We start from the raw sequence: 26,123 nt of genomic DNA on the forward strand, positions 1-26,123 counted from the left end.
GAGAAACATATCGATATCTAGAACTGATGGATCAGGCGCAGGAGACGCTGCTGGCCTCTGGCATGGCACGCAGCGTTATTCATTCCCAATATCCGCTCAAAAAACGAGGACCTACAATCGTGACGATATTGCATGCGAACCGCACCCGCCCGAGAACTCATCCGGAGAGGGTGCATCAGTTTCTTAAGACACATCTGGCGAAGGAATACTGTGACGACTGCATTGGCGAGAACGCCGGTGTCAGCCGTCACGAAGTGAATGCCATAGCCTCGACCCTGGCGTTGTTTCCGGCGGAGTTCCTGCGGCTGCAGAACTATTGCTCGCGATGCAAATCCCGCAAAAAGCTGGTGACGAAGTGCCTGGGATGATCGCAGTGCCGCAACCGGTAACGATTTCGCGGGAGTGAAGGGGCTTTTGCTTCGTCACTCCTGATCGTCAGCATGGAACCGCCCTCCCCAGCCGGAGGAGCTAACCTGTTCAGCGCCTGCGCGATCTGCGGCGTCCGTCCCTCCTGCGTGGATGGGCCAGCCGCTTGCCAGAGCCTGCGCTCGGGAATAGGCTGTTGGTATGCGTCGATGTTGCTAATACCGTCCGGGTGTTTGCTCCGACGCTGACGTGTGCCTCACATCTGCACACCAGCATCCCTTCTTCCGGCTGGATCGCTATCGCATCCTGCCTCTTATCCCCAACGACATTCGTTCAGTTGCCCCGGGACGACTTCCGTACCCGCAAAGGAGAAAAGATGGCGCGCATCGCCGCTAACATTACCGAACTGATTGGCCACACCCCCCTGGTGCGGCTCAACCGTCTCTCTGCCGGACTGCCGGCCACCGTCGTGGTGAAGCTTGAGAGCCAGAACCCCCTTGCCAGCGTGAAGGATCGCCTCGGCATCGCGCTGATTGAAGACGCCGAGAAGTCCGGCCGCATCAAGCCCGGCGAAACCGTTTTGATTGAGCCCACCAGCGGCAACACCGGTATTGCCCTGGCCTTCATCGCCGCCGTCAAGGGCTACAAACTCATTCTCACCATGCCGGAGACGATGAGCGTGGAGCGTCGTGTCCTGGTCAAGGCCTTTGGCGCGGAGATCGTTCTTACCCCCGGCCCCAATGGCATGAAGGGTGCCATCGCCAAGGCCAATGAGATTCTGGCAAAGACGCCCAACGGCGTCATTCTGCAGCAATTCGACAACCCGTCGAACCCGGCCATTCACTACGCCACCACCGGCCCTGAAATCTGGGAAGACACCGACGGCAAGGCCGATATCCTGATCAGTGGCGTCGGCACCGGCGGAACCCTGACAGGTATCGCCAAGTACATCAAGGAGCGCAAGCCGGAGTTCAAGGCCATTGCGGTGGAACCGGCGGACAGCCCGGTACTGTCCGGCGGTAAGCCTGGCCCGCATAAGATTCAGGGCATCGGCGCCGGCTTTGTTCCTTCGGTTCTTGATACGCACCTGATCGATGAGGTTGTGCAGATCTCAAACGACGAGGCCGTTGAAACCGCCCGCCGCCTGCCAAAGGAAGAAGGTCTCTTCGTCGGTATCAGCTCTGGAGCTGCTGTTGCGGCCGCTCTCAAGGTGGCAGCCCGCCCGGAGAATGCCGGTAAGCTGATCGTCGCCATCCTTCCCAGCTTCGGCGAGCGTTACCTCTCCACCGTGCTGTTTGAGTCGCTGCGTCAGGAAGCCCTGGCGCTGCCCACCGAAACCGTCACGCTGTAATAAGCCAGCTCCCGGGAGTCCGCAGGCAAAGCCCCTTCTGCAGCGGACTTCCGGGAGCTATGAGCGAAGAACCTTCACCCATGTTCGACCATATCCGTGAAGACATTGCTTCTGTCCTTGAACGCGACCCCGCCGCGCGCTCAGGGCTTGAAGTGCTGCTCTGCTATCCCGGCCTCTGGGCCGTCTGGCTCCACCGCATGGCCAACCGTCTGTGGCACGCGCATCTGCGTCTGCCTGCGCGCGTTCTATCGCAGGTGGCCCGCTTTCTCACGGGTGTGGAGATCCATCCTGCCGCGACGCTTGGCCGCCGCCTCTTCATCGACCATGCCACCGGCGTCGTCATCGGGGAAACGGCAATCGTGGGCAATGATGTAACGCTCTACCAGGGCGTAACACTTGGTGGCACCGGCAAAGGACACGGCAAGCGTCACCCCACGCTGTGTGACCGCGTTTTCGTTGGTAACAATGCGAATGTTCTCGGCAACATCACCATTGGCCAGAATTCGCGTGTGGGAGCGGGCTCGGTTGTTCTCAGCGATGTTCCGCCTAATTCCACGGTGGTTGGCGTGCCCGCACACATCGTCTATCTTGCCGGTCAGCGTGTTCTCATCACCGACCCGCACGATATCAAGGATCCTCTTTCGGACGCGCTGATTGCGCTTGCAGACCGCGTTAAGGGGCTTGAGCAGCAGCTTGGCGGACAGCGCGCGGAAGCGACTCCCTTTGCCGCCGAAGAAGCCGAGCGTTCCGCGTATCGCGAGGAGCTCGACCGCCTGCGCGACTACGTTTCCATGGGCGAAGGCATCTGAGACGGCTTGAACGTCTTAACGACGAAAGCTCCGCATAGCGCGGAGCTTTCGTCGTTTAAGGCTTACCCCTTTTACGTGGAGAGAGCCAATGGGCCATACTCTGCGATCTGGCGCGACAACGACGCAACCAGTGCTTGCTTGGAGGGATCGTGCGCCAGGTTGTGGCTTTCGCTGGGGTCCGCCTGCAGATCAAAGAGCATGCGGCCATTCTGCCCACCTTCTCCGAACTCGACATAGCGCCACTGCTCCTGGCGAATAGCGGTGCCGTGCACGGTTTTCCCATCTTCGCTCCAGATACTGAAAGCTGGATGCGTCCATGCGACCGAAGGCCTGTTGAGCAGGGGAGCGAGGCTGTTTCCCTGCAGGCCCCCAGGTGTTTCCAGCCGGCATAGCTCGGCCAGTGTCGGATAGAGATCCAGAGATTGCACCGTGTGGAAGCTGGTCTTTCCGTTTCCGTGGGCGCCCGGAGCGTGGATGATGAGCGGCACGCGTGTGCCCATCTCGAACAGTGACCCGGCCTTTGACCATTTTCCTTTTTCGCCGAGCTGGTATCCGTGATCGGCCACAAAGACGATCACGGTCTGGTCTCGCAGGCCCAGGCGGTCGAGTTCGCGGACAACCCTGCCCACGTTCCAGTCAGCCCAGGAGATGGCCGCGAGATAAGCAGCAATCACTTCCCTTGCCTCGCTTTCGCTGGCTCCACGGCCAATGAACAGGTCGGCATTCAACATACGGATCGCTGCCGGCGGAATGCCTTCGGGAACAGTTGGCCACGCTGCGAAGTCGTGCGGGAGCTTGATCTTCTTCGCGGGGTAGAGATCGAGGAATCGTTGCGGAGCCGTCGGCGGGCTATGTGGTTTTGAGAAGCCGCATCCCAGGAAGAAAGGCTGGTTCTTGTAGCGGTTCAGATACTCGATTGCCTTGTCGGCGACCTGGTAATCCGGATGTCCTTCGCCGTATCCCTCCAGCACGACGATGCGGTCAGAGTTGGGCGCCTGTTGAATGTCCAGCGGCAGCGGCGGTTTGACGTTCGCTGGCTGCGGAGGCACCGGGCCACGGCTCACCTGCTTTGTCTTCCCGGGGTTTCCGATGGACTGCAGGTTTTCATTGCCGCCTCCTTCTGTCCATGCCTTCGGATCATCGACACCGCCATGAAAAATCTTTCCCGTGCGCAGCGTGGCATACCCGTGCTCGCGAAAGAGCTGGGGAAGGCTTACGAGCTCGGGGTGGACATCGCGAAAATGCCCGCGATTGCCGAGGATTCCAGTCGAAGTAGGTTTGCGACCTGTAAGCAACGATGCCCGCGATGGGCCGCAAAGAGGGAACTGGCAGTAGTTCCGGTCGAAGCGGACACCGCGTCGTGCCAGTGCGTCGAGGTTCGGAGTCCTGGCGCCGAACTGGCTGCCGTAACTGCCAAGTTCGACGCGCATGTCGTCCGACATGAAGAAGAGAACGTTCAGTGGCTTCTTCGGTTCCAGTGCCCTGGCCGGCAGGGAGGAGCTGATAGCTCCTGTGAAGGCAGTGCTGGCTGCGTTCGACAGGAAGCTGCGCCGGGAGAGACGCCGGGTGTTTGTGTTTGGGTTAGAAGACAAAGCGGGCTCCTAACTGGAGTTGCCGGGGTGCGTAAGCCGAGGTGATGTAGCCGAAGGTCGAAGCTCCATAGCTTGCCGAAGGCGTCGTCAGGTTGGTGTGGTTAAGGATGTTGGTGGCTTCCGCGCGAAGCTGAAGCGCACGTCCTTCCGCAAAGCGAATGCTGCGAATCAGCGAGAAGTCGAAGGTTGCGAATCCCGGCCCGCGCAGGCTGTTACGACGCTGCGTCCCGAAGGTATAGATCGCAGGTTGCGCAAACGAGGCCGTGTTCAGCCACAGCTGGCGTGGTCCGCGCTGGCTCTTCGACAGGTAAGGATCTCCCACGATGTTCGCGCGCTGCGATCCGGAAGAGAAGGCGTTGGTGTTGTTCGTGTTGGTTGTGGCGGTAAAGGGAGCGCCGCTGTAAGCACGCGTTACATTGCCCACAGTCCAGCCACCGATGGCATTGCCGAGGATTCCATGGTTCAGATACTTCCGTCCCGGACCCCACGGAAGCTCATACAGGCCTGAGAAAACAAACTGGTGACGGATGTCGTTCGACGAAGGCCCATAGTCGGCCGTGCGGTCGTAGTAGTTGGAATAGGCTCCGCCGTCGGCTCCGAAGGATGATCCTCCTTCGAACGCATTGTTCAGGAACTTGGAATAGGTGTAGGTCGTGTTGATGTTGAATCCGTTCTGGAAGCGGCGGCCAACGCGCACCATGCCTGCGAAGTAGTTCGAGTCACTGTTGGTCGGCACCACGACTGATACCGTGCTGAACTGCGGGAACGGACGGTCCTTTTGCGAGCTATGGGCTGCGCTCAGAATGCTGGGGTTGATCTGGTTGATGCTCTGGGTTGCTCCGGCAAGCTTATGGGCAACGTTGCCTAGTCCTGAGACCTCCAGAACGAACTGACCGGGAAGTTGTTGCTGTACCCCCAGGTTGAACTGCGTGGTGTATCCGGTGCGCTTTTTCGGATCGAAGTAGCTGACAGCGGTCGTTGCATTCGACCCCACGGGAACCGCGCCATAGCGGTCGTTCAGGGCAGGGCTGGTCGAGGAGCCGGGAACGCCGTTCCGCAGATAGAACGGAGCGGTGATCCCGTTGTCTGGCGTTGTCAGCGAAGTGGAGAGCGCAAAGCCGATGGCTGCGGCATTCGGCTGGCCGGAGTCAAACGGATGTGCGAAGAATATGCCGGCGCCGCCACGAATGACAGTCCTGCCTGAGGAGAAGGGCTGATACGCAAAACCAACGCGAGGCGCGATGTTGTTGTAGTCCCCGTCATACGGCGTATCGCGGTAACCGTTGCGTCCCAGGAATTTGACGACACCTGGAGTTCCCGAAACCGGGTTGATCGCCGTGGCATCGAAGCTGTTCATGCGGTCGTTCTCGTCCTTGATGGGAGTATCCGTCTCCCAGCGAAGTCCAAGATTCAGAGTCAGCCGCGGTGTAATGGTCCAGTCGTCCTGCACAAAGGCAGCCAGATACCAGCTCACACGTGTCAGCGGTTCCGTTGACGCTGCGCTATACGCGGTGGGGAATCCCAGCAGCAGAGACGCCAGGCCGTTGCCGGTGGAGGCGCTGCCTGGTTGCCCGGTGGGCTGCGTTGCGAAGGTGAAGGAGCCGGATGCGGACGACAGGCTGATCTCATGGTCCATCGAGCGCCGCGCCTCCGCGCCATACTTAATGCTGTGGCGGCCAAACACCTGTGTGAAGTTGTCGACCAGCTGATAGACGGTGACGGGATACTGCTGTCTCTCCTGCGAGCTGCTTCCCAGCGGACTGAAACCAGCAGGCGCAAAGTAGGGGAAGGCATTGTCCGAAACGCCGCTCAGGCCCAGCCGCGACGGGAACCCGCCACCCACGCCGTTGGAGAACTGGTGATAGGTGCGCACGTCGTAGACAAAGCGGACATCATTCAGCAGGGAAGGCGAAAAGGTATGGGTCCACTGGGCATAGCCGATGTTGTCATCGGAGGTGTTATTCAGGGTCGGATCCGCGCCGCGCACCGGGTAGACCGAGGCGTTATCGGTCTTCCCCTTGGTGTAGATGTAACGGAAGGCAAGATGATCCGCCGGAGTCAGAACGTGATCGACACGTGCCAGGTAGAACTGCGTGTTGTTGGTGGCGAGATCGTTGGCACGGAAGTTATTCGCGCCGGAGATGTTATCCGGTGTGCGATTCGGCAAAGGATAGTAGCTCATCAACGCAACGGCGACCGGGTCCAGGCGGTTCTGTGGAACCACATTGTTCGCAAAGCGCGACCGCGTTGTCACTCCGCCCACCGTGGTGGTTGTCTGCGGATCGTATATGGGAATCAGAGCTCCCGCGGTCGTGTAGGTCTGAGAGAAGTCGCCAGCGCGCTGCGCAAGGGTGGGAACGGTCAGCGTTGTGGTCGATCCTGTTTTCTGGCGTGTTCCTTCGAATCCAAAGAAGAAGAAGGTCTTGTCACGTCGAATCGGTCCACCGATGGTGCCGCCAAAGACGTTATACCGAAGCTTGGGCTTTGTGGTTGCGAAGTATCCGGAGGCGTCCAGAGCATCATTGCGCAGAAACTCATAGGCCGTTCCGTGGAATGTATTTGTGCCTGACTTGGTAGTTTGGATCACGATGCCGCCAGCCGATCCGCCGAACTCGGCAGCATAGTTATTGCTCACCACGCCAATCTCCTGCACCGTATCGACCGGCGGGCTTACTTCCGCAGTGCCGATGCCGATACGGATGTTCTGTCCGGAGCCACCGTCCAGCCAGGTCATCGAGCTCTTGGTGCGGCCGCCCGAAAGGCTGTAGTTGGCAGAGTCAATAAAGACCGCGCCTCCGGTTAGTGCAACGATGTTCATGGATGTGCGGTTGCCCAGCGGCAGCTCCGCAACGCTCTTGGACTCAATCGTCTGGCCGATCGATGAGCTGCGTGTCTCCAGTTCAGGGGTCCGCTCACTGACGGTAACGCTCTGGTTCACAGACCCCGGCTGAAGTTGCGCATCCACGCCCAGCACCTGGTTTGTGCTCAGCACCAGGTTCTGCCGCACATAACGTTGAAATCCATCATGCTCCACTGACACGCTGTATACGCCCACGTTGAGTGCAGGCACGGTGTATTTGCCTTCAGCGTTTGTGCTTGTATGAACCGTGATCCCCGTTTCCGTGTTGGTAATCAGCACTGCCGCGTGGTCCAGCACAGCACCTTCCTTGTCAGAGACGATGCCGGTGATGGTGGCCTGGGTCGATTGTGCAATCGCCGCTGTCGTACCGGCCGTGCCCAGTGCCATCCAGAGCAGTAAAGATGCGAGAGGAATTGAGGGAGTGCGTCGATGCCAGAGTTTCAAAACGAGGTCCTTTCATGTTGAGAGAACAGCCTGCAGCCCGCCAGGAGGGCGAATGCAGAAACGTGAAATAAAACAGAAGGGAAATGGAATGCGGCCTTAACAACAACAGGCGCATGGTGGGAAGGAAGAGCTGGGAACGGTCGCGCTCATGAATGCCATAACTCTCCTCGTTGGGGTAACGGAAAAGAGTGAACCCACAAAAAAGCCCACTCCTGCGGGAGCGGGCGCATCTGGTTTTACGGCCATTCAGAGACGAGAAACGTCACGAATGCGAACAGCGCCCGGCTCGACATGTCGAGGGGCGACAACACTCCAGTACAGCTGTAAAGTGGTTTGAACGCATCGACCTCAGCGTTTCACATAAGGAACTTTTCTGTCAATGGAACCGCCGCTTCGGTAGTGCCTCAGTTTGAAATATGACTCCTCAAGTACTTGCAGAAGAACTCGTAAAGACGCTGGGCGATGCGGACTCTAACACGGCCCACACCGCCCTAAAAATAGCGGAGCTTCTTTTGAGGCACCGCGACTATGCTCTATTGGATTTCGAAAGGGATTGTGTCAGCGAGGACGGGATGCAATAGCACTCAGGTTGTTGTTTATGTTCTGAAGCATAGCCAGTTGATTATTGATGCGCGTGAGCTGTTGTGCAATTTGGTTAAGAGCTTGGATTAGTTGCTGTTCGGTTTGCGGAGTCATTGAATCCCCCATTGTTCAATGTTTTTACTGCGGGGGAATGCTCTCAGAAATCAAACTGAGAGACTACTTCTTTTTGTAAGGCCCGCGCTTTTTCGCTTCCGGTTCAGGCATCAGGGCTACCAATTCCTCAATCTCCCACACATGACCGGAGATGCCAGCTTCCATCGCCGGGGTGACACGCAGCGTCTTATGCACCCGGCAGAAGGCAGGCATGGGAGCGGAGCCTTCGCGTACAGTTGTGCGGACACGGTCAGCGCCGATGCGTCCCACAACATCGACCAGGGATGGAATGCTTGGCGGCTGGCCTGCGAGAGTGGCCTGATGGCACATCTGGCAGTTCTGGATGTAGACGATCTTACCCAGGGTCTCCGGATCGCCGGTCATCATAGTGCGAGGCGCACGGGGCGCAAGTTTCAGCATGGATGGCGCATCTTTGGAGACGACGTACAGGATGGTAGTAACAGGATCGACGGATCCAGATCCCCAGTTGGCTCCGGAAGGATGTAGCCATTGTCTGGAATGTGCGGCGGTATCCTTTGCACCAAAAAGAAAATCAGAAGATTCATATTTCTTGCTTGACTATGGAGTAAACGTTTTCTTTAATTCGTGATGCGAAATTAGTCGTCATCGGGGCAGGGTTCTATCTTGATGTCCTGCGCGCCAGGGGAGCGAAAATGAAGAAGACCATAGGTATGGGTGCTATCAGCCGGAGGGATGCCCTGCGGCTTTCCGCCACTGCCGGGTTGGGTTTGTCCTTAACCAGAGCCGTGCACGCTTCAGACAGTACAAAGACGGGAACACGCCTGGACCCTGGTCTTTGTACAACCCCCAGGAGCGCCGTCGCTAAAACGCAGTACGGTAAGGTCCGTGGCTATATCGCCGGTGATGTTTATACCTTCAAGGGCGTTCCCTATGGCGAGGACACCAGCGGAGAGAATCGCTGGCTTCCGGCGAAGCCGCCCAAACCATGGCAGGACGAATATCCTGCCCTGGTCTATGGTGCCAACTGTCCTCAGACGCTGCATAACTTCAAGTCGGCGGAGATGTCTTTTCTCTACGATTGGGACGATGGCTACATGAGCGAAGACATGCTCAGGCTGAATATATGGACGCCAGCGCTGACAGGAAACAGGCCTGTCATGGTGTACTTCCATGGCGGTGGCTTCAGCTTTGGCTCCGCGTACGAGTTGCCTTCGCATGACGGCGCGCAGATGGCCCGTAATCATGATGTGGTGCAGGTCTCGGTCAACCATCGTTTGAATGTGCTTGGTTTTCTCGACATCTCCGAGATTGGCGGGTCAGCGTATGACCTCTCCGTGAATGTGGGCATGACGGACTTGGTGGCATCACTGCGCTGGATTCAGGAGAACATCGCCAATTTCGGTGGCGATCCCAACAAGGTCATGATTTACGGCCAGTCCGGCGGCGGGTCAAAGGTAACGTGTCTGCTGGGGATGCCGTCAGCCACGGGCATGATTCGTACCGCGGCCGTTCAATCCGGCGGCGGAGGCAACAGTCCCAGCGCTGAGCAATCCCGGGAGCTCTCCCGCCAGATGATGAAAGAGCTGGGGCTAGGCGCGAATGATCTTGGCGCGCTACAAAAGATGGATTGGTCGCGCCTGTTCGCCGCTGGCAATGCAGCCATTGCCAAAATCAATCCGCCTCTCCGGGGATCTGCTGGCCCGGGTTCAGTGCCTGGGGCTGCGCCTCGGGTAGGCTGGGGGCCGACGGTCGATGGACGCACCGTGACACTCCGGTCGTTCTTTGATGCTGCTCCTGAGATCTCAAAAAATATCCCGATGATGATTGGTTCCGTGAGTGAGGAGGGAATGCAGTTCCGCCTGCAACCGACGGAATCCGAGTGGCTGGATACGTTGACCAGGTCTTACGGCAGCGAGAAAGCCACTGCGTTAATCGCCGCGATGAAGAAGGCGCATCCGGAGAAGAGTATCCGCACGTTGTCCTATGGTGTTCAGGGCGTGAGCGCAAGAAACAACGTGCAGCGTATGGTAAAGCTGAAACACGGCCAGGCAGCGGCGCCGGTATATCAGTACTGGTTTACCTGGCAGTCTCCCATGCTGGATGGACAGTGCGGCGCATGGCATACGGCGGAGTTGGCCTTCTGTTTCGATAACACGCGACGCTGTGAGCAGGGAACTGGCAACACTCCGGAGGCGCAGGCATTGGCGAAGAAGATGAGCACGGCATGGGCAAACTTCGCCCGAACCGGCAACCCCAGCCAGCCGGGACTTGCGTGGACAGCATCTGATCCCAATCGCTGCCAGACCATGGTCTTTGACAACCGCTGCAGGATGGTCGACGACCCGGATGGTGAGGTAAGGAAGATTCTGTTGAGCTAAATGGTTGAGCTGTTCCAGACGTTTCTCCCCGATGGAGGATTGGATGAAGATGCCTATGTTGGCGTGGATTGTCAGCGTCGTTTTTGTGGGGCTGTTGGCAGGCAACTCTTATGCACAAGTAAAGACGATCGTGCCTCCGGTTGTTCCCGGAGCAAGGCCCGTCCGTTTGGAGCGGATATCCATCCACGGTGTATCGCTGGAAGGCAACCTGGAAGGAGATGCCGTAGACCGCGAGGTACTGGTTTATCTTCCGCCGAGCTACGATAAGGATCCCCGGCGCCACTATCCGGTGCTTTATGCTCTGCATGGATATTCCATCGGGGCCGAGCAGTGGACAAAGGAGATTCACGTTCCCCAGACAATCGAAGGTGCCTTCGCGCAGAGCGCCAAAGAGATGATTGTAGTGTTGCCCGATGCAAAGACAGTCCATAACGGCTCCATGTACTCCAGTTCCGCAACGACGGGCGACTTCGAGCGCTTTATTGCGCAGGATGTCGTGGCCTACATCGACACGCACTATCGCACGCTGCCGAATCGCGCCAGCCGTGGCCTGGTGGGGCATTCTATGGGAGGATACGGGGCAAGCCGCATCGGCATGAAGCATGCGGACGTCTTCGGCAGTCTTTACATGATGAGCCCATGCTGCATGTCAGCAAGACGTGCTGGACCGGTCAATCCGGAGACGGAGAAGACTCTGGCAGCGGTGAAGGCTCCGGCCGATTCAGCGAATCTCCCCTTTCCGCTCCGCACGCAACTGGCTTCGGCAGCAGCGTGGTCGCCCAATCCGAAGAACCCTCCGCTATATCTCGATCTGCCGGTCAAAGATGGTGTAGCTCAGCCGGATGTGTTGGCAAAATGGGCGGCCAACGCCCCGCTTTCCTTTGTCGATCAATACACGCGCGATTTGAAGCGTTACCGGGCCATCGCTATTGATGTGGGTGACCAGGATGGACTGCGCGTGGATGCCGGCAAGCTGCATGAGCTTCTGGATCAATACGGCATCACGAATTCATTCGAGATCTATTCCGGTACGCACACCAGCGCGGTTGCAGACCGCTTCCAGAATTATGTGATGCCATTCTTTAGCAAAAATCTTTGCTTTGAGAAGGCCTGCGGAGAAAAGCTTCACTAGGTCGGACGAATCTCCACTACTGCGACCGAGTAAGGCTCGAGATCAATGGAAAACGTCTTGCTGTATTCCAGGTTACGGCTGGACACGGCAAACCGGTCCGGATGCTCCAGGGAGGCGACATCCATCAGATCTGCGCCGAGGGTGTGCAGCATTGCCGCCGCGGTCTGCGGAGCTGCTGCACCCTGTAGCCGGACTAAGATCGAGTTTCTTTGGCCCTGGTAGTTCACGGCCTTGATCACGATGCGCTTGCCGTCTTTGCTTCGCGTTGCATTGGCGTCCACGGAGCCGGGCTGCCATCCCTGGGGAATCGCAGTAGAGATCTTGTCCAGCAACAGAGTGCGATCACGGTCGCGGAAGGTTCCCGTTGCGGAAGCCAGCAACTCTTCAGCGTAGTGCTCTCGAAACAATTTGGACACAGGATAGCTTCCCCCAGGGAACCATGAGACATGATCGTGGTAGATGGCTGCCGTCCAGGATGGATCGTCCGTTGTGTTCCTCATCAGCAAGGCAGGGCAGGTCATCGTCAAGCCGGGGCTCAGCTCTTCGTACATCATCAGGCTGCCAGCGGCATGCAGTCCGGCGCGCCAGTCGTACGTGTGTTGCAGGCTCCACTCCAACACTGCAACTTCGATCTTCGGATGTTTCGACGCGCGAACATAGTCGCACAGTTTGGCAAGGTAGTCGTGTATACGCCGGACACCCAATTCAAAGTTTGCTGGTTCATATTCGTAGTTATGGCAACCCAGTACGTCGAAATTGGCGCCTGCAAGATCAATCACGGTCTGGCTCCACTCCATATCGTTAGAGCGCTTCTGCCCGCACGCGACGATCTTTATACCCGGAGAAGCAGCCCGCAGCCTTGGTCCATAGGCATTCACAACCTCTGCATAGGACTGCGCCGTAAAGCCATTGTTCATCGGCTCGTTGTCGATCTGGAAATAGCGGACGTTATACGGTTCGGGATGTCCATTCGCTGCGCGCCGCTGTCCCCACTCCGTCATTGGCGGATCGTTTACATAACGAATCCAGTCCAGCGCATACTCAATCGCTTCAGGTGATGTATCCGGGGCCGCCAAAGTGATCAGAGGCTCCGCGTTCAATTTCTTGCATAGGTTGAGAAATTCATCGGTACCGAACCCGAAGTAGTCAGAGTACCCACCCCAATAGGTGTTGGGATGATACCCGCGCGACTCATAGGGGCCGATGCCTTCCTTCCACCGGTAAGTGGAAGCAAAGGATCCGCCGGGCCAGCGGATAAATGTGGGGCGCAGACCTTCGAGTGCTTCAAACAGATCAGGACGGAACATCCCATCCCGACGAACATCAGAACGCATCATGGAGACAAAGTCGACCAGCAACGATCCATGTCCTGAAGCCGCTAGCTCAAGAGTGGCCTCGGTATCTCGTATATTGCTTCGGAAGGTGAACGGGATCCGGTGCCAGTCACCTAAAGGTACAGCTATGAGAACACTGGCTAGAATCTGACCGCTGGATGAGTGAACTTGGATGGTCAAACGAGGCGTCCCGCGTTCTCGCTTCACCCAAAGAAAGCCGTCGTATGCGACACCGTCCTCAAGAAAAAGACGCCCTTGCTGTATCTTTGCGTGGCCACCATTCACCTTCAGGCGGAGGCTTTTTGATCCATTCTGAAACTCCAGGTTGGCCACTTCAACCTGTCCACGGTCGAAATCCGGCTTCCAGTAGGTTTCAAAATCCTTGCCTTCAAATCCAGCGCCGCGAATCTGCTCGGCGAATAGGCCATCCTCGACGGAATGGTTGATGTGCTCTAGGAATTGCCCATAGATGTATGGATCGATTGTTTGGCTGGCCCGATCCATATCAACCAACAGGACCGCCACTCTCGGCTCATCGGGACGGCTGTCTTCCAGCATCTCTACCGCAATCGATGAAACGCGTGTCGAAAATGCGGTGGCGACGGAAGTGCGAAGAAAGTGTCTTCTGTTTATAGCCATACTCTCTGCCGGTCTTTAATTTGGGAGAAGAATAAAAGACCGTATCCCATGAAAGCAATCAGAGCATTCACTTTTTACAAGCATTGACATCGTCTTTACGAATGGAATGAACACTGATTCGAATGCCAGACCAGATAGGACAGGAATACCGCGGGATAGACTCAGGCGGCGCGCTTAATAAGTTCGCCAGCTCCTTACAGCCTTGCGACTTCACCAACCAAACCGCGAGGCGTACGATCCTCAACTGCTGATAACAGGGCAATGCACGTTTCCAGCCCCGTCTGCCTCAACGAGTGACTCGGTGATTTTGCCTAAATCGAAGAACTCCTTGAACCCGCAAGACCCAGCACTTCGGTCAAACTGCAACCCGATCTGGACGACGCCGTAAGCTCGCCTGAGTCACTGCGGGCGGAGTGTAGAGTGCGCCCATCGGCCCCGCGTCGGTCCCCGGCGCAACGACCTCGTCGATCCTATCCAGGATTTCGTTGCTAAGCGCAACTTCGGCACCGGCGAGCAGATCGTCCAGCTGTTGCATGGTGCGTGGACCGAGAATCGCCGATGTAACACCGGGGTGAGCCATCACAAACGCCATCGCCATGTGCGTCAACGAAATCCCGGCTCCCTCGGCGATGGGGATGAGGCGTTCGACCGCCTCCAGATTGCGCTCGTCGGACATCTGTTTGGGAAAGACCTTGACGCGCAGGCTCTCCGGCAGAGAGTGGCCCCTGCGGTAGCGCCCGGTGAGCATACCCTTCGCCAGCGGGCTCCAGACCAGCGCGCCCATCCCATACTTCTCGCAGATGGGCAGAACCTCCCGTTCGATACTGCGGTTGAGGATCGAATAAGGTGGCTGCTCGGTTCGGAAGCGAGCCAGGCCACGGTGCTCCGCCACCCATTGCGCCTCCACGATCTCGGAAGCAGGAAACGTCGATGACCCGATGGCGCGGACCTTGCCCGCGCGCATCAGGTCCGTGAGCACCGACAACGTCTCCTCGATGTCGGTATCGGGAGAGGGACGGTGGACCTGGTAAAGATCGATGTGGTCGGTCTGAAGGCGGCGCAACGACGCCTCCACGGCCTGTGTGATCCAACGGCGCGAATTACCCTGCTGATTCGGATCCTCGCCCATTGCGCCGTTCACCTTGGTGGCCAGCACGATATTTTGGCGACGACCCTTGAGCGCCTTGCCGACGATCTCCTCCGACTCTCCGTTGCTGTATCGATCGGCGGTGTCGACGAAGTTGATGCCGAAATCTAAGGCCTTGTGGATGATACGAATGCAGTCGTCGTGATCGGAGTTGGCGATGCCGCCGAACATCATCGCTCCTAAGCAATATGGGCTGACCTTGATGCCTGTTCGGCCTAGCGTGCGGTATTTCACGGCAGTTTCCTCTCTTCTCTCGGTGTGCGGCCAAAGCGGCTTTTGATGGTTCTATGGACGGAATTTCTACTTACCAGGGGATCGTTTCACCTTCCCAGTGCGTGAAGGTGCCGGTAGGACCGTCCGGTCCGAGCAGGGCGACCCGCACAACCTCACGAGAGCCGTACTCAAGCGACTCTAACCCGGCATAACCGTTGAGATTCGTTTTGGTGAAGCCTGGGGATACGAGGTTAACCTTGATTCCGCTGCCTTCCAGTTCAATCATCATGGCTAGCGTGATGGCGTTCAGAGCTGTCTTCGACGCGGCATAGCCCGGGCTGTACATCTTGCGATATTGGAAATCCGGATTCGCATTCGTAGTCAATGAACCGACGCCGCTGGAGACATTGACGATGTGTGCGTGCGCGGATTCCCGCAGTAGGGGCAGCATGGCTTGATACACGGCGAGCGCGCCGAAGACGTTCGTCTCCCAGATAGCGCGGACCTCGTCCAGAGAAATATTGCTGGCACGGGTGAGTTTGGAAAACTCCTCGAGCGAGCGGTCGCCCCTGCTTGTGTTCGAGATGGCTGCGTTGTTGACAAGCAGATCAAGGCGGCCAAGCTCCGTGCGGACACGCTCGGCCGCAGCACGGATCGAAGCCTGATCGGTGACATCGATCTGCAGCGCGATCGCACCGTTGCCGATCTCTTTCGCGGCAGCTTCGCCACGCTCCAGATTGCGCGACCCGACATAAACCGTCACCCCATTGGCGGCGAGTTCCTTCGCAACCTGGAATCCGACTCCCTGATTGGCTCCAGTCACGAGAGCTATACGTTGATTCGACATTTTGTATCCTCCTTGGGCTTGTGCTGCTATTCTTCAGGAACGACGGAACGATGTTCCGATACTACCGGAACGCTGTTCCGCGAGCAAGGTAAGCATCGTGACAACACCATCTACCCGCGCGACGAAGAAGAGCACCGCAACGAAGCTGCCGCCGGTGCGTGCGCATGCAAAGCAGAACCTCGCAGCTCTTCTAAGTGCTGCCGCCGAGGTGTTCGCGACGTCCGGCGTGGATGCTCCTGTGCGCGAGATTGCGCAACGAGCGGGCGTTGGTCTGGGAACCGTGTATCGCCATTTTCCGCAGCGCTCCGACCTTATCGTGGCGGTCATGCAGTCGCATGTGGAAGCATGCGCGGACGCAGCCGCTGTGTTCGCGAGCGAATATGAGCCGGAGGAAGCGCTGGCCCGCTGGCTCCACCGCTTGATGGATTTTGTTGGGGCGAAGCGTGGCCTGGCGGCTGCCCTGCACTCGGGCGATCCCGCCTACGCAGCCCTGCCCGGGTACGTGATGGAACGTCTGGGCGGTGCACTTCGTAAGCTGCTCGACGGCGCCATCGCCGTTAAGGCTGTCCGCAGCGATATTGACGCAGAGGAACTCTTATGGACGGTGGCTACGATGTGCCGAGGACCCCATGGAGAAAAAACCGCTTATGCGAGCAAGATGGTGGATGTCCTGATCGATGGGTTGCGTTACGGTGCGAATCCCCAGGAACAGCTCACTTCCGCGGCGGCAGAGTTTTAGTTCGTCACTAGCCGCCTTGTTGGGAGTATCGCGCTCAATAACCACTCAAATGAGAGAACAGGCCAGTTATCTTTCCGGAGGTACTTGTCCTCGAAAAGTGCACAGGCGATTTGGCGTTTGTCGAGAAGGCGAGTCGACCTGCCGCTTGGTCTGGCATCACCCGAAGACAGATGGCAAGAACAGCGTCCATCGGGACTTACCCGTCGCTGTTAGAAGGATTCGCTCACAAATTCAGCCAACGCACGTACGTCACGGCGTGGCGGGCGGCCAAACATTCGCGCATACTCGCGGCTGAACTGTGGAGCACTTTCGTAGCCTACTTCTGTTGCGACTGTCTCAACGTTCGAACCGTTTTCGAGCATGAGCCGCCGAGCCGCCAACAGGCGTAGCTCCTTTTGATATTGCAGAGGACTCATCCCTGTTGTCGCTTTGAAGTGACGATGGAAGGTTGCAGAACTCATACACGCGATTGCGGCCAGTTCATTGACCCGCACCGGTTCGGCAAAGCGTGTCTTCAGCTCGTGAATCGCGGCGATTAATCGGTTCTCGCGGCTGGACGCTACGACTGTGTGGAGGAGCTGTCCTCCGCCGGAGCCTGTTAGCAACCAATAAAGCAGCTCACGGTACAGCCCAGGATAGAGAAGCGGGATCGCTGCTGGCGTCTCAAGCATACGCATGGCTCTGCATAGGCAATCCAGCGCCTCCGCACTGAGATCGACGACGCAGACACCCGCAGGCGAGGCCGACGAAGCTTGCGTCTGGCTCTTTGGCTGCGAGGACATCTGCTCTGCGAGTTCACGCAAAACAGCGAGATCGAGAACAAGCACAAAGCCTAGAAAGGGTTCGCCGGGGTTTGCCTCAGAGACAGCGCCGCGTGACGGCATTTCAACTGTGACAACCATCGCCTGGCCGGCGTTGTACTGGTAGCGAAAGTCGCCAAAAGTGGCCCACTTGCTCCCTTGTATCGCGATGCAAAGAGCAGGCTGGAAGAGCCGGTAGCTGGGAAGCTTCGGCTGATCGGAACGAAGAACTACGAAGCCTTCGATAGCGGTCGGATAGGGGTTCGTCGTTGCGCACGAATCGGTGTAGCTGCGCACCGCCTGCGCAAGCTCGTCGAGACACTGCGATCTTCTGTTCTTCGCGACGCCCATAGAAGACCAGTGTACGTGAGAGGAATAGGCAAGAAATTGCGAAACCAGGCCATTCCGCCTCGCTCTTCGGCGGCTTAGTTTGGAAGAAGATCAGGAGGAAGCATGTCACAGGATCAACAGGGAAAGATTGCTATCGTTACTGGAGGAAGCCGAGGCATCGGTCGCAGCACGGTGGAAAGTCTCGCACGTCGCGGAGTGAACGTGATCTTTACGTATCACAGTCATCGCGAGGACGCGGATGCGGTCGTCGCTGCAGCGAGGACCTTTGGCGTCCAGGCTTCTGCTCTGCCTCTCGACACAGGGAAAGTCGGCGGGTTCGAGGCCTTCGCTCAAAGCGTGCGCGACGTGCTCGCTGATCGAGGGTCGGAGCGCTTCGACTACCTGGTCAACAACGCGGGCAACAATCATCGCAACATGCCCTTGGAGAGTGTCACTGAAGAAGAGATGGATAGCATTTACAACGTCCATTTCAAAGGCGTCTTGTTTCTGACACAAAAGCTGCTGCCGATCATGAAAGATGGTGGCCGCATCGTGAATGTTTCAACCACCCGCACGCGCCTTTCGAGTCGTGGAGGAGCAGCTTATGCCTCCATGAAGGGAGCCATAGACGTCCTTTCGCGACACATGGCGACGGAGCTCGGCCCGCGCCGCATCACGGTCAATGTCGTCGCACCCGGTGCAGTTGCAACGGACTTTAGCGGCGGCATCGTGCGCGACAATCCCGAGGTAAACAAGCTAGTCGCCAATCATACGGCTCTAGGTCGTGTGGCTGGCCCGGACGACATTGGACCAGCAATCGCTGCGTTACTGTCTGACGATAACGGCTGGGTCAATGGGCAGCGCATAGAGGTGAACGGCGGCGTGATGATGTAGCGTCTGCGCAGCGCTACGGTCTGGTAGAACCTTCATGAAGGCAGGATCGAAATGATCGGTAACGGGAACTCAGCCTGGATTACAGATTCAGATCTCGACTGGTGAGAGCAGGTCAACGCACTCATTGACAATTCAATCGGCCTTTACATTCCCAGGTAGTTCCGCGGCAACACCCAGCGCCATGTGAAACGCTATCAACCGACCGCGATAGGCAAGCAATACCTGCAAACAACTCAGGTAGCGCTCGGCGAAAGTGCAGGCTTCTGCTATGGCACAAAAGAAGTTGACTCAATCATCAAGTGGACCGAACCAGGAAGAGAACCTGCGCCAATGCGGCCGACTCTACAGTCTGAAGTCACATACACCTATAAAATCCCCCTGCCAAACGCATTTAGGCTTTGAAAACGTCTTCGGAATAATGAATTGCTAATGCCTATCTGTTCCAAATTGAGTGAAGTTTCCAGAGCCTGCCCTTCACCATCACAGACTTACCGTCGCTTTGAAAGAATTTAATTTTGTTAGTTTGAGACGGAGGATAGATGAGATTGGTCATAGCAATCGTTCCGTTTTGTGCATAAGCCTCTACGGAAGAGCGATCCACTATCAGCCTTAGATCATAAGGCCGACCTGCGACAAGCGGGGCTGTGGTTCTAGTTGGGAAATCGGCCATGACCGCTAGGCCTGAGTTCGAGCGATCAACGTAAAATTCCGCATGCTGGGTATCAAAGCCTACCTCAGTCCAATGTTGGTCGTCAGAATAAATCCGAAGCCCAGAGACCGAGCCTGAATTCACTCCAAACTCCAGTTCCAGTTCATACGGCGTTATCTGCTTATGGATATTATCGATTTCCTTGTTCGAGCCGAATGCTGCAGAAATAGGGATGCTGGTCGAACGGAGAGCAGTAACGATAGGCTCCTGCTTGAGCGCCAGTCCTGTCTCATCCCGCACGAGCGAAAGCCGTCGTGGCAGGCTCATCTGACCACGCCACGGAGAAGTTGGCAATTTCGCCGCATACTGCCAGTTACTCATCCAGCCAAGCAGTACTGGATTCTGATTCTTGGGAAGATGGTTGAAGCTGATAGCGCAGTAATCGTCCTTCCCGTAGTTCGTCCACCCGTGGGAACCGGGCTCGTTCGATTGAGCAAAGCGTTTGCCATCAAAGCTGCCGAGGAAATATTGTTCTCCCGAACCACCTTGAGGAGCGCCTGGATTGAGCCCTACTTTAAGCGCCCAGACGCCGCCATCTTTTCCATTGCTGTCGGGAACGTGAAGAAGATCAGGACATTCCCAATCGCCAGCAACGTCTCCCGCCGGTCCGAAGTCACTGAGTTGCGTCCATTCCTTCAAGTTTGGTGAGGAATAAAAACGGACGATGTGTTCCTTCGGTAGGGATACAGCCATGACCCATTGTTGTTGCTTGTCATCCCAGAAAACACTCGGGTCGCGAAAGTCAGCCAGGTGCAGGTCAAGCACTGGATTCCGGTCATAGGCGATCCAGGTACGGCCATTGTCGTGACTGTAGGCGATATTCTGTGTCTGGCGCGGACCCTGAGGTGTGTCGCCGGAACCTGTGTAGATGGCGACCATACATTCGCTCTTGGGAGCGCATAGACCGCTTGTATTGTGCAGGTCTATCACGATGCTGCCGGTGAATATCATCACGCCATCCTTCTCCGGAATGGCTACGGGAAGTTCCTTCCAGTGCAGCATGTCCTTGCTGATCGCGTGTCCCCAACTCATATGTCCCCACTCATCGCCGAATGGGTTGTACTGAAAGAAGAGGTGATACTCGCCACGAAAGAACACAAGGCCATTGGGATCGTTCGTCCAGTGTTCGCTGGGCGAAAAGTGGACCTGCGGTCGATAGGGCTGGTCGTATCCTGATGTTTGCGTCCTACCATTCCGTGCAAAGAAGGCGAGTGCGATCACGAGGACAGATCGTACGAGATTTCCGGAAAGGGATCGCGTCATACATGAGCTCCTTCAATTTTGCCGTTCGCCACGCTGGCTGTTTCGGGTGAGATCGATGCGAGTTGGAGGCATTCGTCTATTGACCATTTCGGCGTGGCACCGGGTCGGCTGGCGACGATCGACCCCAGTGCGTTGGCAAATCGTGCTGTACGCAAAAGTGGCCATTTTGCGTGATAGCCATGAAGGAAGGCGGCGGCAAATGCATCCCCTGCGCCCACCGTGTCTTCGACTGAAGTAGGAAACCCCGGAACGGTTAGTGCGGTTTCGTTTTCATACACAAGACAACCTGCCGCTCCAAGCGTGACGCAAATGCTTTCGATTTTGTAGCGAGAAGCCCAGTCGGCGCAGAAGTTCTCCAATGAAAACGAATTTGGATCCACCCCGGTAAGCGTCGCGAGTGTCTGCGCCTCAGATTCATTGAGCTTCACGATCGAAGCCAATCGGCAAAGCCGTTCCACCAAGGGCAGGTTCCAACTTCCGGGTCGAAGATTCAGATCGTAAAAACAACGTGTGCCATGCAAGGATTCCACGAGGCTGCGTGTCATCTGTTCCACTTGGGCATCTGTCTGAAACAACGTTCCGAAATATAACCAGTCGGGTTCAAGGGTCTTCAGAGACAAAAGTGCTTCTGATGACAGATTGAAGGCGTCGAACGCGGCGGGCCTTGGAATCTCAAATCGGGGTTCTCCTTCCGGGCTCGTTGTCACTCGCGCCACGCCAGTCGGCTGGCCAGTAACCGTTTGAAGAAATCTTGTATCCACGCCGAGGGTCCCGGCGCCTTCCCTGGCGCGTCGGCCCCGATCGTCGTCACCAACAGCACTGATCAATGCGACCCAGTTCCCCAGCCGGGCAGCATTCGCTGAAAAATTCAGAGGAGCGCCTCCAAGAAGCTCCCTGTCCGGGAAAACATCCCACAATATCTCGCCGATACTGAGTATCCGCATTTTCGCTCCGTTTGCACTTATAGAAGTCCCCTAAATGTATATGCAAGTCATGGCTTACTTGTCTAGTATTGATCACACAATGAGGTGGCCTTCTTGACTAAGCGTACCGACGCCGAGGATGGTAATGCTGTATGACCGAGCGGATGAGTGATATCAAGACTGAAAAAGCCGAAACCCCAAAACGATCCAAGTACCTTTCGATCGTGGAGAGCCTGAGAAGAGATATCGCATCGGGTCGATACCGTCCCGGAGCCCGGCTGCCGAGCGAGGCGGAATTAGTCCGCAGGTTCAGTGTGAGCCGAATGACAGTCGTCAAGGCCATCCAACAGCTCCAGCAGGATGGCCTTCTTGTCCGTCGAGCCGGGTCGGGGACCTATGCTGCCGGTCAAGCCGCGACTGAAGGATTGTCCTTCGGGTTGCTTATTCCTGATCTCGGCCAGACAGAGATTTTCGAGCCGATCTGCCGTGGAATGATGCGATCACCCTCGGTGAAGGGCCATTCGCTCGCGTGGGGGCATGCTTTGTCTACGGCCCACAAGGAAGAAGAAGCAGAACATCTTTGCCGGAGCTTCATCGAACAGGGAGTCGCCGGTATTTTTTTTGCTCCAGTCGAATTCACCAGCCGTGAAGATGTGAATAGCCGGATCCTACGAGCGTTGGATAAGGCCCACATCCCGGTGATTTTGCTTGATCGGGATGTGGTCCCGTATCCGGAGCGCAGCAGCTACGATCTTGTGGGGCTGGATAATCGCCGCGCCGGATATATCGTGACCGACCACCTGATTCGGCAGGGAGCCACACGTATAGCGTTTTTCGCCAGGGAGCACTCTGCAGAGACTGTGGACTCCCGCATTGCAGGATATCGCGAAGCTCTGCACACTCATGACCTATCGCCTGCCCCGGACCTCCTGCTAAGGGGAGAAGCGGGGGATAAGACATTCGTGGAGATGGCACTTCGCAAAAGCAAGGCAGACGCGGTCATGTGTGCCAACGATCACACTGCGGCCAATCTCATGCAAACCATCCTTTCGCTTGGCCTCAGAATCCCGGAGGACATACGAATTGCAGGAGTTGATGATGTGAAGTACGCCAGTTTGCTGCCCATTCCACTAACTACGTTCCACCAGCCCTGTGCGGACATAGGAGCAGCAGGTATGTCGGCGATGCTGGAACGCATCAGCAACCCTCATTTGCCTCCCCGATCGATACGGCTGAATGGGCACCTCGTTGTCCGACGCTCATGCGGCAGGAAAGAAAATCCATGACCCGAAACTTGACTAGACAGGTTTAAGTGTTTTCTATAGTCAGAATGATTGACAACTGTATAGGTAGCAGCCTAAAACTTCCTTTCGTCGCAGTGTGTGGAGGCTTGTATGGCTGTCATGTATCAAGGGAAAAGAAGTTCCCTCCGTTTTCTCTCCTGGATCGTATTCACAATCGTGCTCGGGATGGGAGTTCGCTCAGCTCACGCTCAGTTCAACAGTTCAATCGATGGGTCAGTAAAAGACTCTACGGGGGCGGTCGTTCCCGGTGCAGATGTGGCGTTGAAGGACACCCGGACCGGGGTAGAGCAACACTTCAGAACGAATGATCAGGGATATTACAACTTCGCGTCGTTAGCACCGAGCACCTACGTCGTAACAATTACGAAGGAAGGATTCAAGATCACCAGCTCGGCGCCGTTCGTTCTGGAGCCGATGCGAGTCCAAACCGTTCCCATCACGATGGAAATTGGGGGATCAACCGAAACGATCACTGTCGAAGGCGCGGCGCCTTTGGTTCAACTCGCTGATCCAACGATATCGAACACTATTGACCAGCGGAGTGTTCAGGAACTTCCGTTACAAGGACGAAACGTACTGCAAGCTGCTGCCATGACGCCGGGGGTGCAGGGGCAGGGGCTTACTGGTACCAATGCTGACATCTTCAATATCGACACCTTCGTCGGCATGACGGCCAATGGCGCGCCGAACTCCGGAAATGTCTACTTCATTGACGGGACCTCAAATCTCGATAACGTTTCTGGCGGCGGTGCACGCCTGGTTCCTAACCCGGATTCGGTCGGCGAGATGAGCGTCTCAGTGAACAATTACTCCGCGCAGTATGGCCGCGGCAATGGTGTTGTGACGGAGATCAACACTCGTTCCGGTGAGAATAAGTTTCATGGATCGCTATTCGAGTACCACTCAGATAACGCGATGACCGCCAGGACACATTTTCAAAATACTCCGGATCCCACGGGAAGGTTGTTGCCGGTATTCCGTCGCAATGAATTTGGCGGTTCGATCGGTGGTCCGATCTGGAAGAACCATACCTTCTTCTTTTTCACCATCGACAAGCTTCTCTCAACCAATGCCAACGCAAACCTTGTCAACGTCGAGACTCCGGCTTTCCTGCAGTACATGAAGCAGAATCGGCCGAACAGCCTTGCGACCCAAATTCTGACAGCCTACCCGAGCACTGTAGGACCCGTCATCGCAGGAACACAGCAGCCTGTGAGCAATTTCGTTCCGGGTTGTGCGGGAACAACGACTTCGGGCTTGCCCTGCAATCTTCAAATCGTCGGAGAGGCGATCAACTCGTATACCCTCGCTCACAATGGTCAGCAGTTGAGCATCCGCATCGATCAGGATTTCGCTAAGGATCGTTTTTATGGCAGCTTCTATCGAAGCCCCTATACCCAGGGAGAGAACAACACGCGCTCGGCTTTCGGTAGAGTGATTCCTGAAGCGATCGACTACGGAAACTTTAACTACACCCATACTTTCTCGCCTAGTATGCTGAACGAGTTCGCCGTCGGTGGTACGAGGTCTTACTTCAAGGTGCCGTGCCCTCAATGCCAGGTTCCCATCATTGGCGTCACGAGCCTGGCAGGATTCGGAGCCGGATTTGCGCCGGTCGTGGGCGTGGGCAACGATTTTGTCGTTCGGGATTCCGTTATCATGAACCGCGGAACCCACAATATCCGCGCAGGGATAGAGTTCTATCGAGATCAAGACAATAGTACCCTGACAGACATCGGGATTAGACCCTCGATTAACTTCCTGAACCCTGTCCGTTTCGCCGACAGCAGCCCACACGATGAGGGCTACACCGTTAATCCTCAGACCGGCGGGATTGGCAACAACAACCGCTACTACCGTTCGGCGACGTTCGGCGTTTACGCTCAGGATCAGTGGAAGATCAGACCGAATTTTTCCTTGAGCTACGGACTGCGCTGGGATTTCAACACGAACCCAACAGAAGCGCATAATCAGCTTGCAGTGCTTCGCTTCAATAGTGGAAGTAATCTTCAGCAGCAAATAACCAGCGGATACGTTACTCCCTCGTCGCGTGTTTATTCAGACAATCGGATCGCGTACTTCGCTCCTCGTCTTGCCTTTGCATGGGATCTGTTCGGCGATGGGAAGACTTCCGTTCGAGGTGGCTTCGGTATCTTCTTCAACCGCAGCGGCAACTTCATCTGGAGTGATGTAAATCGCAGCAATCCACCGTTGCTTGCCAACATCAACGCAAATGTAGATAACTCTAGCGGCCCGCAGCCCGTCTTCGCTCTTTGTGCGAGCGCGACCTATCCGTACAACTGTTCAACACCATCGGTCACGCCAGGGCTCAATCCTCGTGGCGGTCCCGCAAATGCCCTGGCTGGGATTGGCGGTACGGATCAAAGCCTGAAACAGGCATATTCAGAGAACTGGTTCCTCGGAATACAACGTAGCATCGCAGGTGGAATCGTGCTTGAGGTGGACTACTCGGGTGCGAATGGGCGCCATTTGTATTCGATTTTTGACCGGAATCGTTTTGCCGGCGACAAGCAGTTGCACGGGGGCACCCTGACCCGGTTGAATCCATACTTCGCATCAATCAACTACGCGGATAACAGCAACGTCTCCTCCTTCAATGGGTTGGCCGTTGCTGTAAAGAAGAACTTCAGTCATGGGTTGAATCTCTCTGCGTCTTACGACTTCAGCAAGACGATCGACTTGATGAGTGCGGCGCCCGGCGCGAACAAGGGGGCAGAGAATGCCGCTGTCTTTGACGCATGGAACCTTGCTGCTCAACGTGGCCGTTCTTCACAAGATCTTCCGCAAAAATTTGCGTTCAACACCGTTTGGGAGATTCCAGTGACGGGCAGTTCGCATCTTATGCGCAGTGTTCTAGGCGGATGGCAGATCTCCGGCCTAGGTATCCTTCAGTCCGGGCTGCCATCGACGATCTACTCCAGCGCCCAGGACTACAACGGCGATGGCTACTTCTATGACAGTCCCAATGCTTCTGGCAAAGTCAAGACGGGGTTGAGTCGTAGTGACTATCTGAATGGCTCTGCCTTTTCAGGTATTACGTTCTCGGCACCCACGGCAGGAACGAACGGGAATGCTGGACGAAATACGGCCAGAGGCCCCGGCTTCGCCCAAGTAGATGGAAGCCTCGCCAAATCCTTCTCCACGCCGTTCCTATTCGGTGAAAGCGGGCGCTGGCAGATTCGAGGCGACTTCTTCAATCTGTTCAACCGCGTCAATCTGAGTAACTTCGACACCAATATAGATAGTGGGACCTTCGGCAGAGCAACTGGAGCTTTCCAAGCTCGTACCATCCAGGTCGCAGCGAAGCTCAATTTCTGATCTGCCACATCTCCTCGCCGGGTCGTTGAATC

At 56.5% G+C, this 26,123-nt stretch carries 17 protein-coding genes and 2 pseudogenes; 9 read left to right on the plus strand and 10 right to left on the minus strand.

Annotated features, from left to right (window positions below; all coding sequences use genetic code 11):
* The first annotated feature begins 26 nt into the window (after window positions 1–26).
* The 3 genes from OHL13_RS01345 (at window position 27) to cysE (ending at window position 2,526) form a co-directional block, all read left to right on the plus strand.
* Window positions 27–368 carry a hypothetical protein gene (locus OHL13_RS01345; RefSeq protein WP_263408314.1) on the plus strand — a complete coding sequence of 114 codons (342 nt, stop codon included), beginning with the start codon at window positions 27–29 and terminating at the stop codon, window positions 366–368.
* Between the two features lie 374 nt (window positions 369–742).
* Entirely contained in the window at window positions 743–1,717 is a 975-nt protein-coding gene (cysK, locus tag OHL13_RS01350) for a cysteine synthase A (RefSeq protein WP_263408315.1), read from the plus strand.
* A gap of 59 nt (window positions 1,718–1,776) precedes the next feature.
* Complete coding sequence (gene cysE / locus OHL13_RS01355; protein WP_449649495.1) at window positions 1,777–2,526, plus strand: serine O-acetyltransferase; 750 nt, start codon at window positions 1,777–1,779, stop codon at window positions 2,524–2,526.
* A 71-nt stretch (window positions 2,527–2,597) separates the two neighbouring features.
* Here cysE and OHL13_RS01360 read toward each other — a convergent pair whose 3' ends face one another.
* The 4 genes and pseudogenes from OHL13_RS01360 to OHL13_RS18650 all read right to left on the minus strand — a co-directional run.
* Window positions 2,598–4,118 carry a sulfatase gene (locus OHL13_RS01360; protein WP_263408316.1) on the minus strand — a complete coding sequence of 507 codons (1,521 nt, stop codon included), beginning with the start codon at window positions 4,116–4,118 and terminating at the stop codon, window positions 2,598–2,600.
* Complete coding sequence (locus OHL13_RS01365; RefSeq protein ID WP_263408317.1) at window positions 4,108–7,365, minus strand: TonB-dependent receptor; 3,258 nt, start codon at window positions 7,363–7,365, stop codon at window positions 4,108–4,110. Before OHL13_RS01365 ends, OHL13_RS01360 begins: the two co-directional genes overlap by 11 nt.
* Window positions 7,366–8,181: 816 nt before the next feature.
* Window positions 8,182–8,322 (minus strand): annotated as a pseudogene (locus OHL13_RS18755) (IS1 family transposase); the annotation flags it as partial.
* Between the two features lie 9 nt (window positions 8,323–8,331).
* Window positions 8,332–8,538: pseudogene (locus tag OHL13_RS18650) on the minus strand (c-type cytochrome); the annotation flags it as partial.
* Window positions 8,539–8,885: 347 nt separating this feature from the next.
* On the opposite strand from OHL13_RS18650, the gene OHL13_RS01375 reads away from it, so the two are divergent.
* The gene (locus OHL13_RS01375; RefSeq protein ID WP_263408318.1) at window positions 8,886–10,478 is read left to right on the plus strand and encodes a carboxylesterase/lipase family protein; all 1,593 of its coding nucleotides are present in this window, start codon (window positions 8,886–8,888) and stop codon (window positions 10,476–10,478) included.
* A 43-nt stretch (window positions 10,479–10,521) separates the two neighbouring features.
* Complete coding sequence (locus OHL13_RS01380; RefSeq protein ID WP_263408319.1) at window positions 10,522–11,610, plus strand: alpha/beta hydrolase; 1,089 nt, start codon at window positions 10,522–10,524, stop codon at window positions 11,608–11,610.
* Here the strand turns inward: OHL13_RS01380 and OHL13_RS01385 are convergent.
* The 3 genes from OHL13_RS01385 to OHL13_RS01395 form a co-directional block, all read right to left on the minus strand.
* Window positions 11,607–13,502 (minus strand): alpha-L-arabinofuranosidase C-terminal domain-containing protein, encoded by a 1,896-nt coding sequence (locus OHL13_RS01385; RefSeq protein ID WP_263408320.1) that lies wholly within the window; start codon window positions 13,500–13,502, stop codon window positions 11,607–11,609. The genes OHL13_RS01380 and OHL13_RS01385 overlap by 4 nt on opposite strands.
* 436 nt (window positions 13,503–13,938) lie before the next feature.
* Window positions 13,939–14,964 carry an aldo/keto reductase gene (locus tag OHL13_RS01390; RefSeq protein ID WP_263408321.1) on the minus strand — a complete coding sequence of 342 codons (1,026 nt, stop codon included), beginning with the start codon at window positions 14,962–14,964 and terminating at the stop codon, window positions 13,939–13,941.
* 70 nt (window positions 14,965–15,034) lie between these two features.
* Window positions 15,035–15,790 carry an SDR family NAD(P)-dependent oxidoreductase gene (locus OHL13_RS01395; protein ID WP_263408322.1) on the minus strand — a complete coding sequence of 252 codons (756 nt, stop codon included), beginning with the start codon at window positions 15,788–15,790 and terminating at the stop codon, window positions 15,035–15,037.
* A 97-nt stretch (window positions 15,791–15,887) separates the two neighbouring features.
* Here OHL13_RS01395 and OHL13_RS01400 point away from each other — a divergent pair, with 97 nt between their 5' ends.
* Entirely contained in the window at window positions 15,888–16,529 is a 642-nt protein-coding gene (locus tag OHL13_RS01400) for a TetR/AcrR family transcriptional regulator (RefSeq protein WP_263408323.1), read from the plus strand.
* Window positions 16,530–16,738: 209 nt separating this feature from the next.
* Here the strand turns inward: OHL13_RS01400 and OHL13_RS01405 are convergent, their stop codons facing one another.
* Window positions 16,739–17,680, minus strand: coding sequence for an AraC family transcriptional regulator (locus tag OHL13_RS01405; protein WP_263408324.1), 942 nt, complete (start codon window positions 17,678–17,680; stop codon window positions 16,739–16,741).
* 102 nt (window positions 17,681–17,782) lie between these two features.
* Here OHL13_RS01405 and OHL13_RS01410 point away from each other — a divergent pair, with 102 nt between their 5' ends.
* Complete coding sequence (locus OHL13_RS01410) at window positions 17,783–18,553, plus strand: SDR family NAD(P)-dependent oxidoreductase (RefSeq protein WP_263408325.1); 771 nt, start codon at window positions 17,783–17,785, stop codon at window positions 18,551–18,553.
* A 433-nt stretch (window positions 18,554–18,986) separates the two neighbouring features.
* Here OHL13_RS01410 and OHL13_RS01415 read toward each other — a convergent pair whose 3' ends face one another.
* Together OHL13_RS01415 and OHL13_RS01420 are read right to left on the minus strand one after the other, a co-directional pair.
* Window positions 18,987–20,525, minus strand: coding sequence for a glycoside hydrolase family 32 protein (locus OHL13_RS01415; protein ID WP_263408326.1), 1,539 nt, complete (start codon window positions 20,523–20,525; stop codon window positions 18,987–18,989).
* Entirely contained in the window at window positions 20,522–21,469 is a 948-nt protein-coding gene (locus OHL13_RS01420; RefSeq protein WP_263408327.1) for a PfkB family carbohydrate kinase, read from the minus strand. Before OHL13_RS01420 ends, OHL13_RS01415 begins: the two co-directional genes overlap by 4 nt.
* A gap of 131 nt (window positions 21,470–21,600) precedes the next feature.
* Between OHL13_RS01420 and OHL13_RS01425 the strand changes: the two genes are divergently transcribed.
* Window positions 21,601–22,734, plus strand: coding sequence for a GntR family transcriptional regulator (locus OHL13_RS01425; RefSeq protein WP_263408328.1), 1,134 nt, complete (start codon window positions 21,601–21,603; stop codon window positions 22,732–22,734).
* Window positions 22,735–22,842: 108 nt separating this feature from the next.
* The gene (locus OHL13_RS01430) at window positions 22,843–26,091 is read left to right on the plus strand and encodes a TonB-dependent receptor (RefSeq protein ID WP_263408329.1); all 3,249 of its coding nucleotides are present in this window, start codon (window positions 22,843–22,845) and stop codon (window positions 26,089–26,091) included.
* Window positions 26,092–26,123 lie beyond the last annotated feature (32 nt).

Origin of the sequence: Terriglobus tenax (assembly GCF_025685395.1) — a bacterium.
Taxonomy (GTDB): Bacteria; Acidobacteriota; Terriglobia; order Terriglobales; family Acidobacteriaceae; genus Terriglobus; species Terriglobus tenax.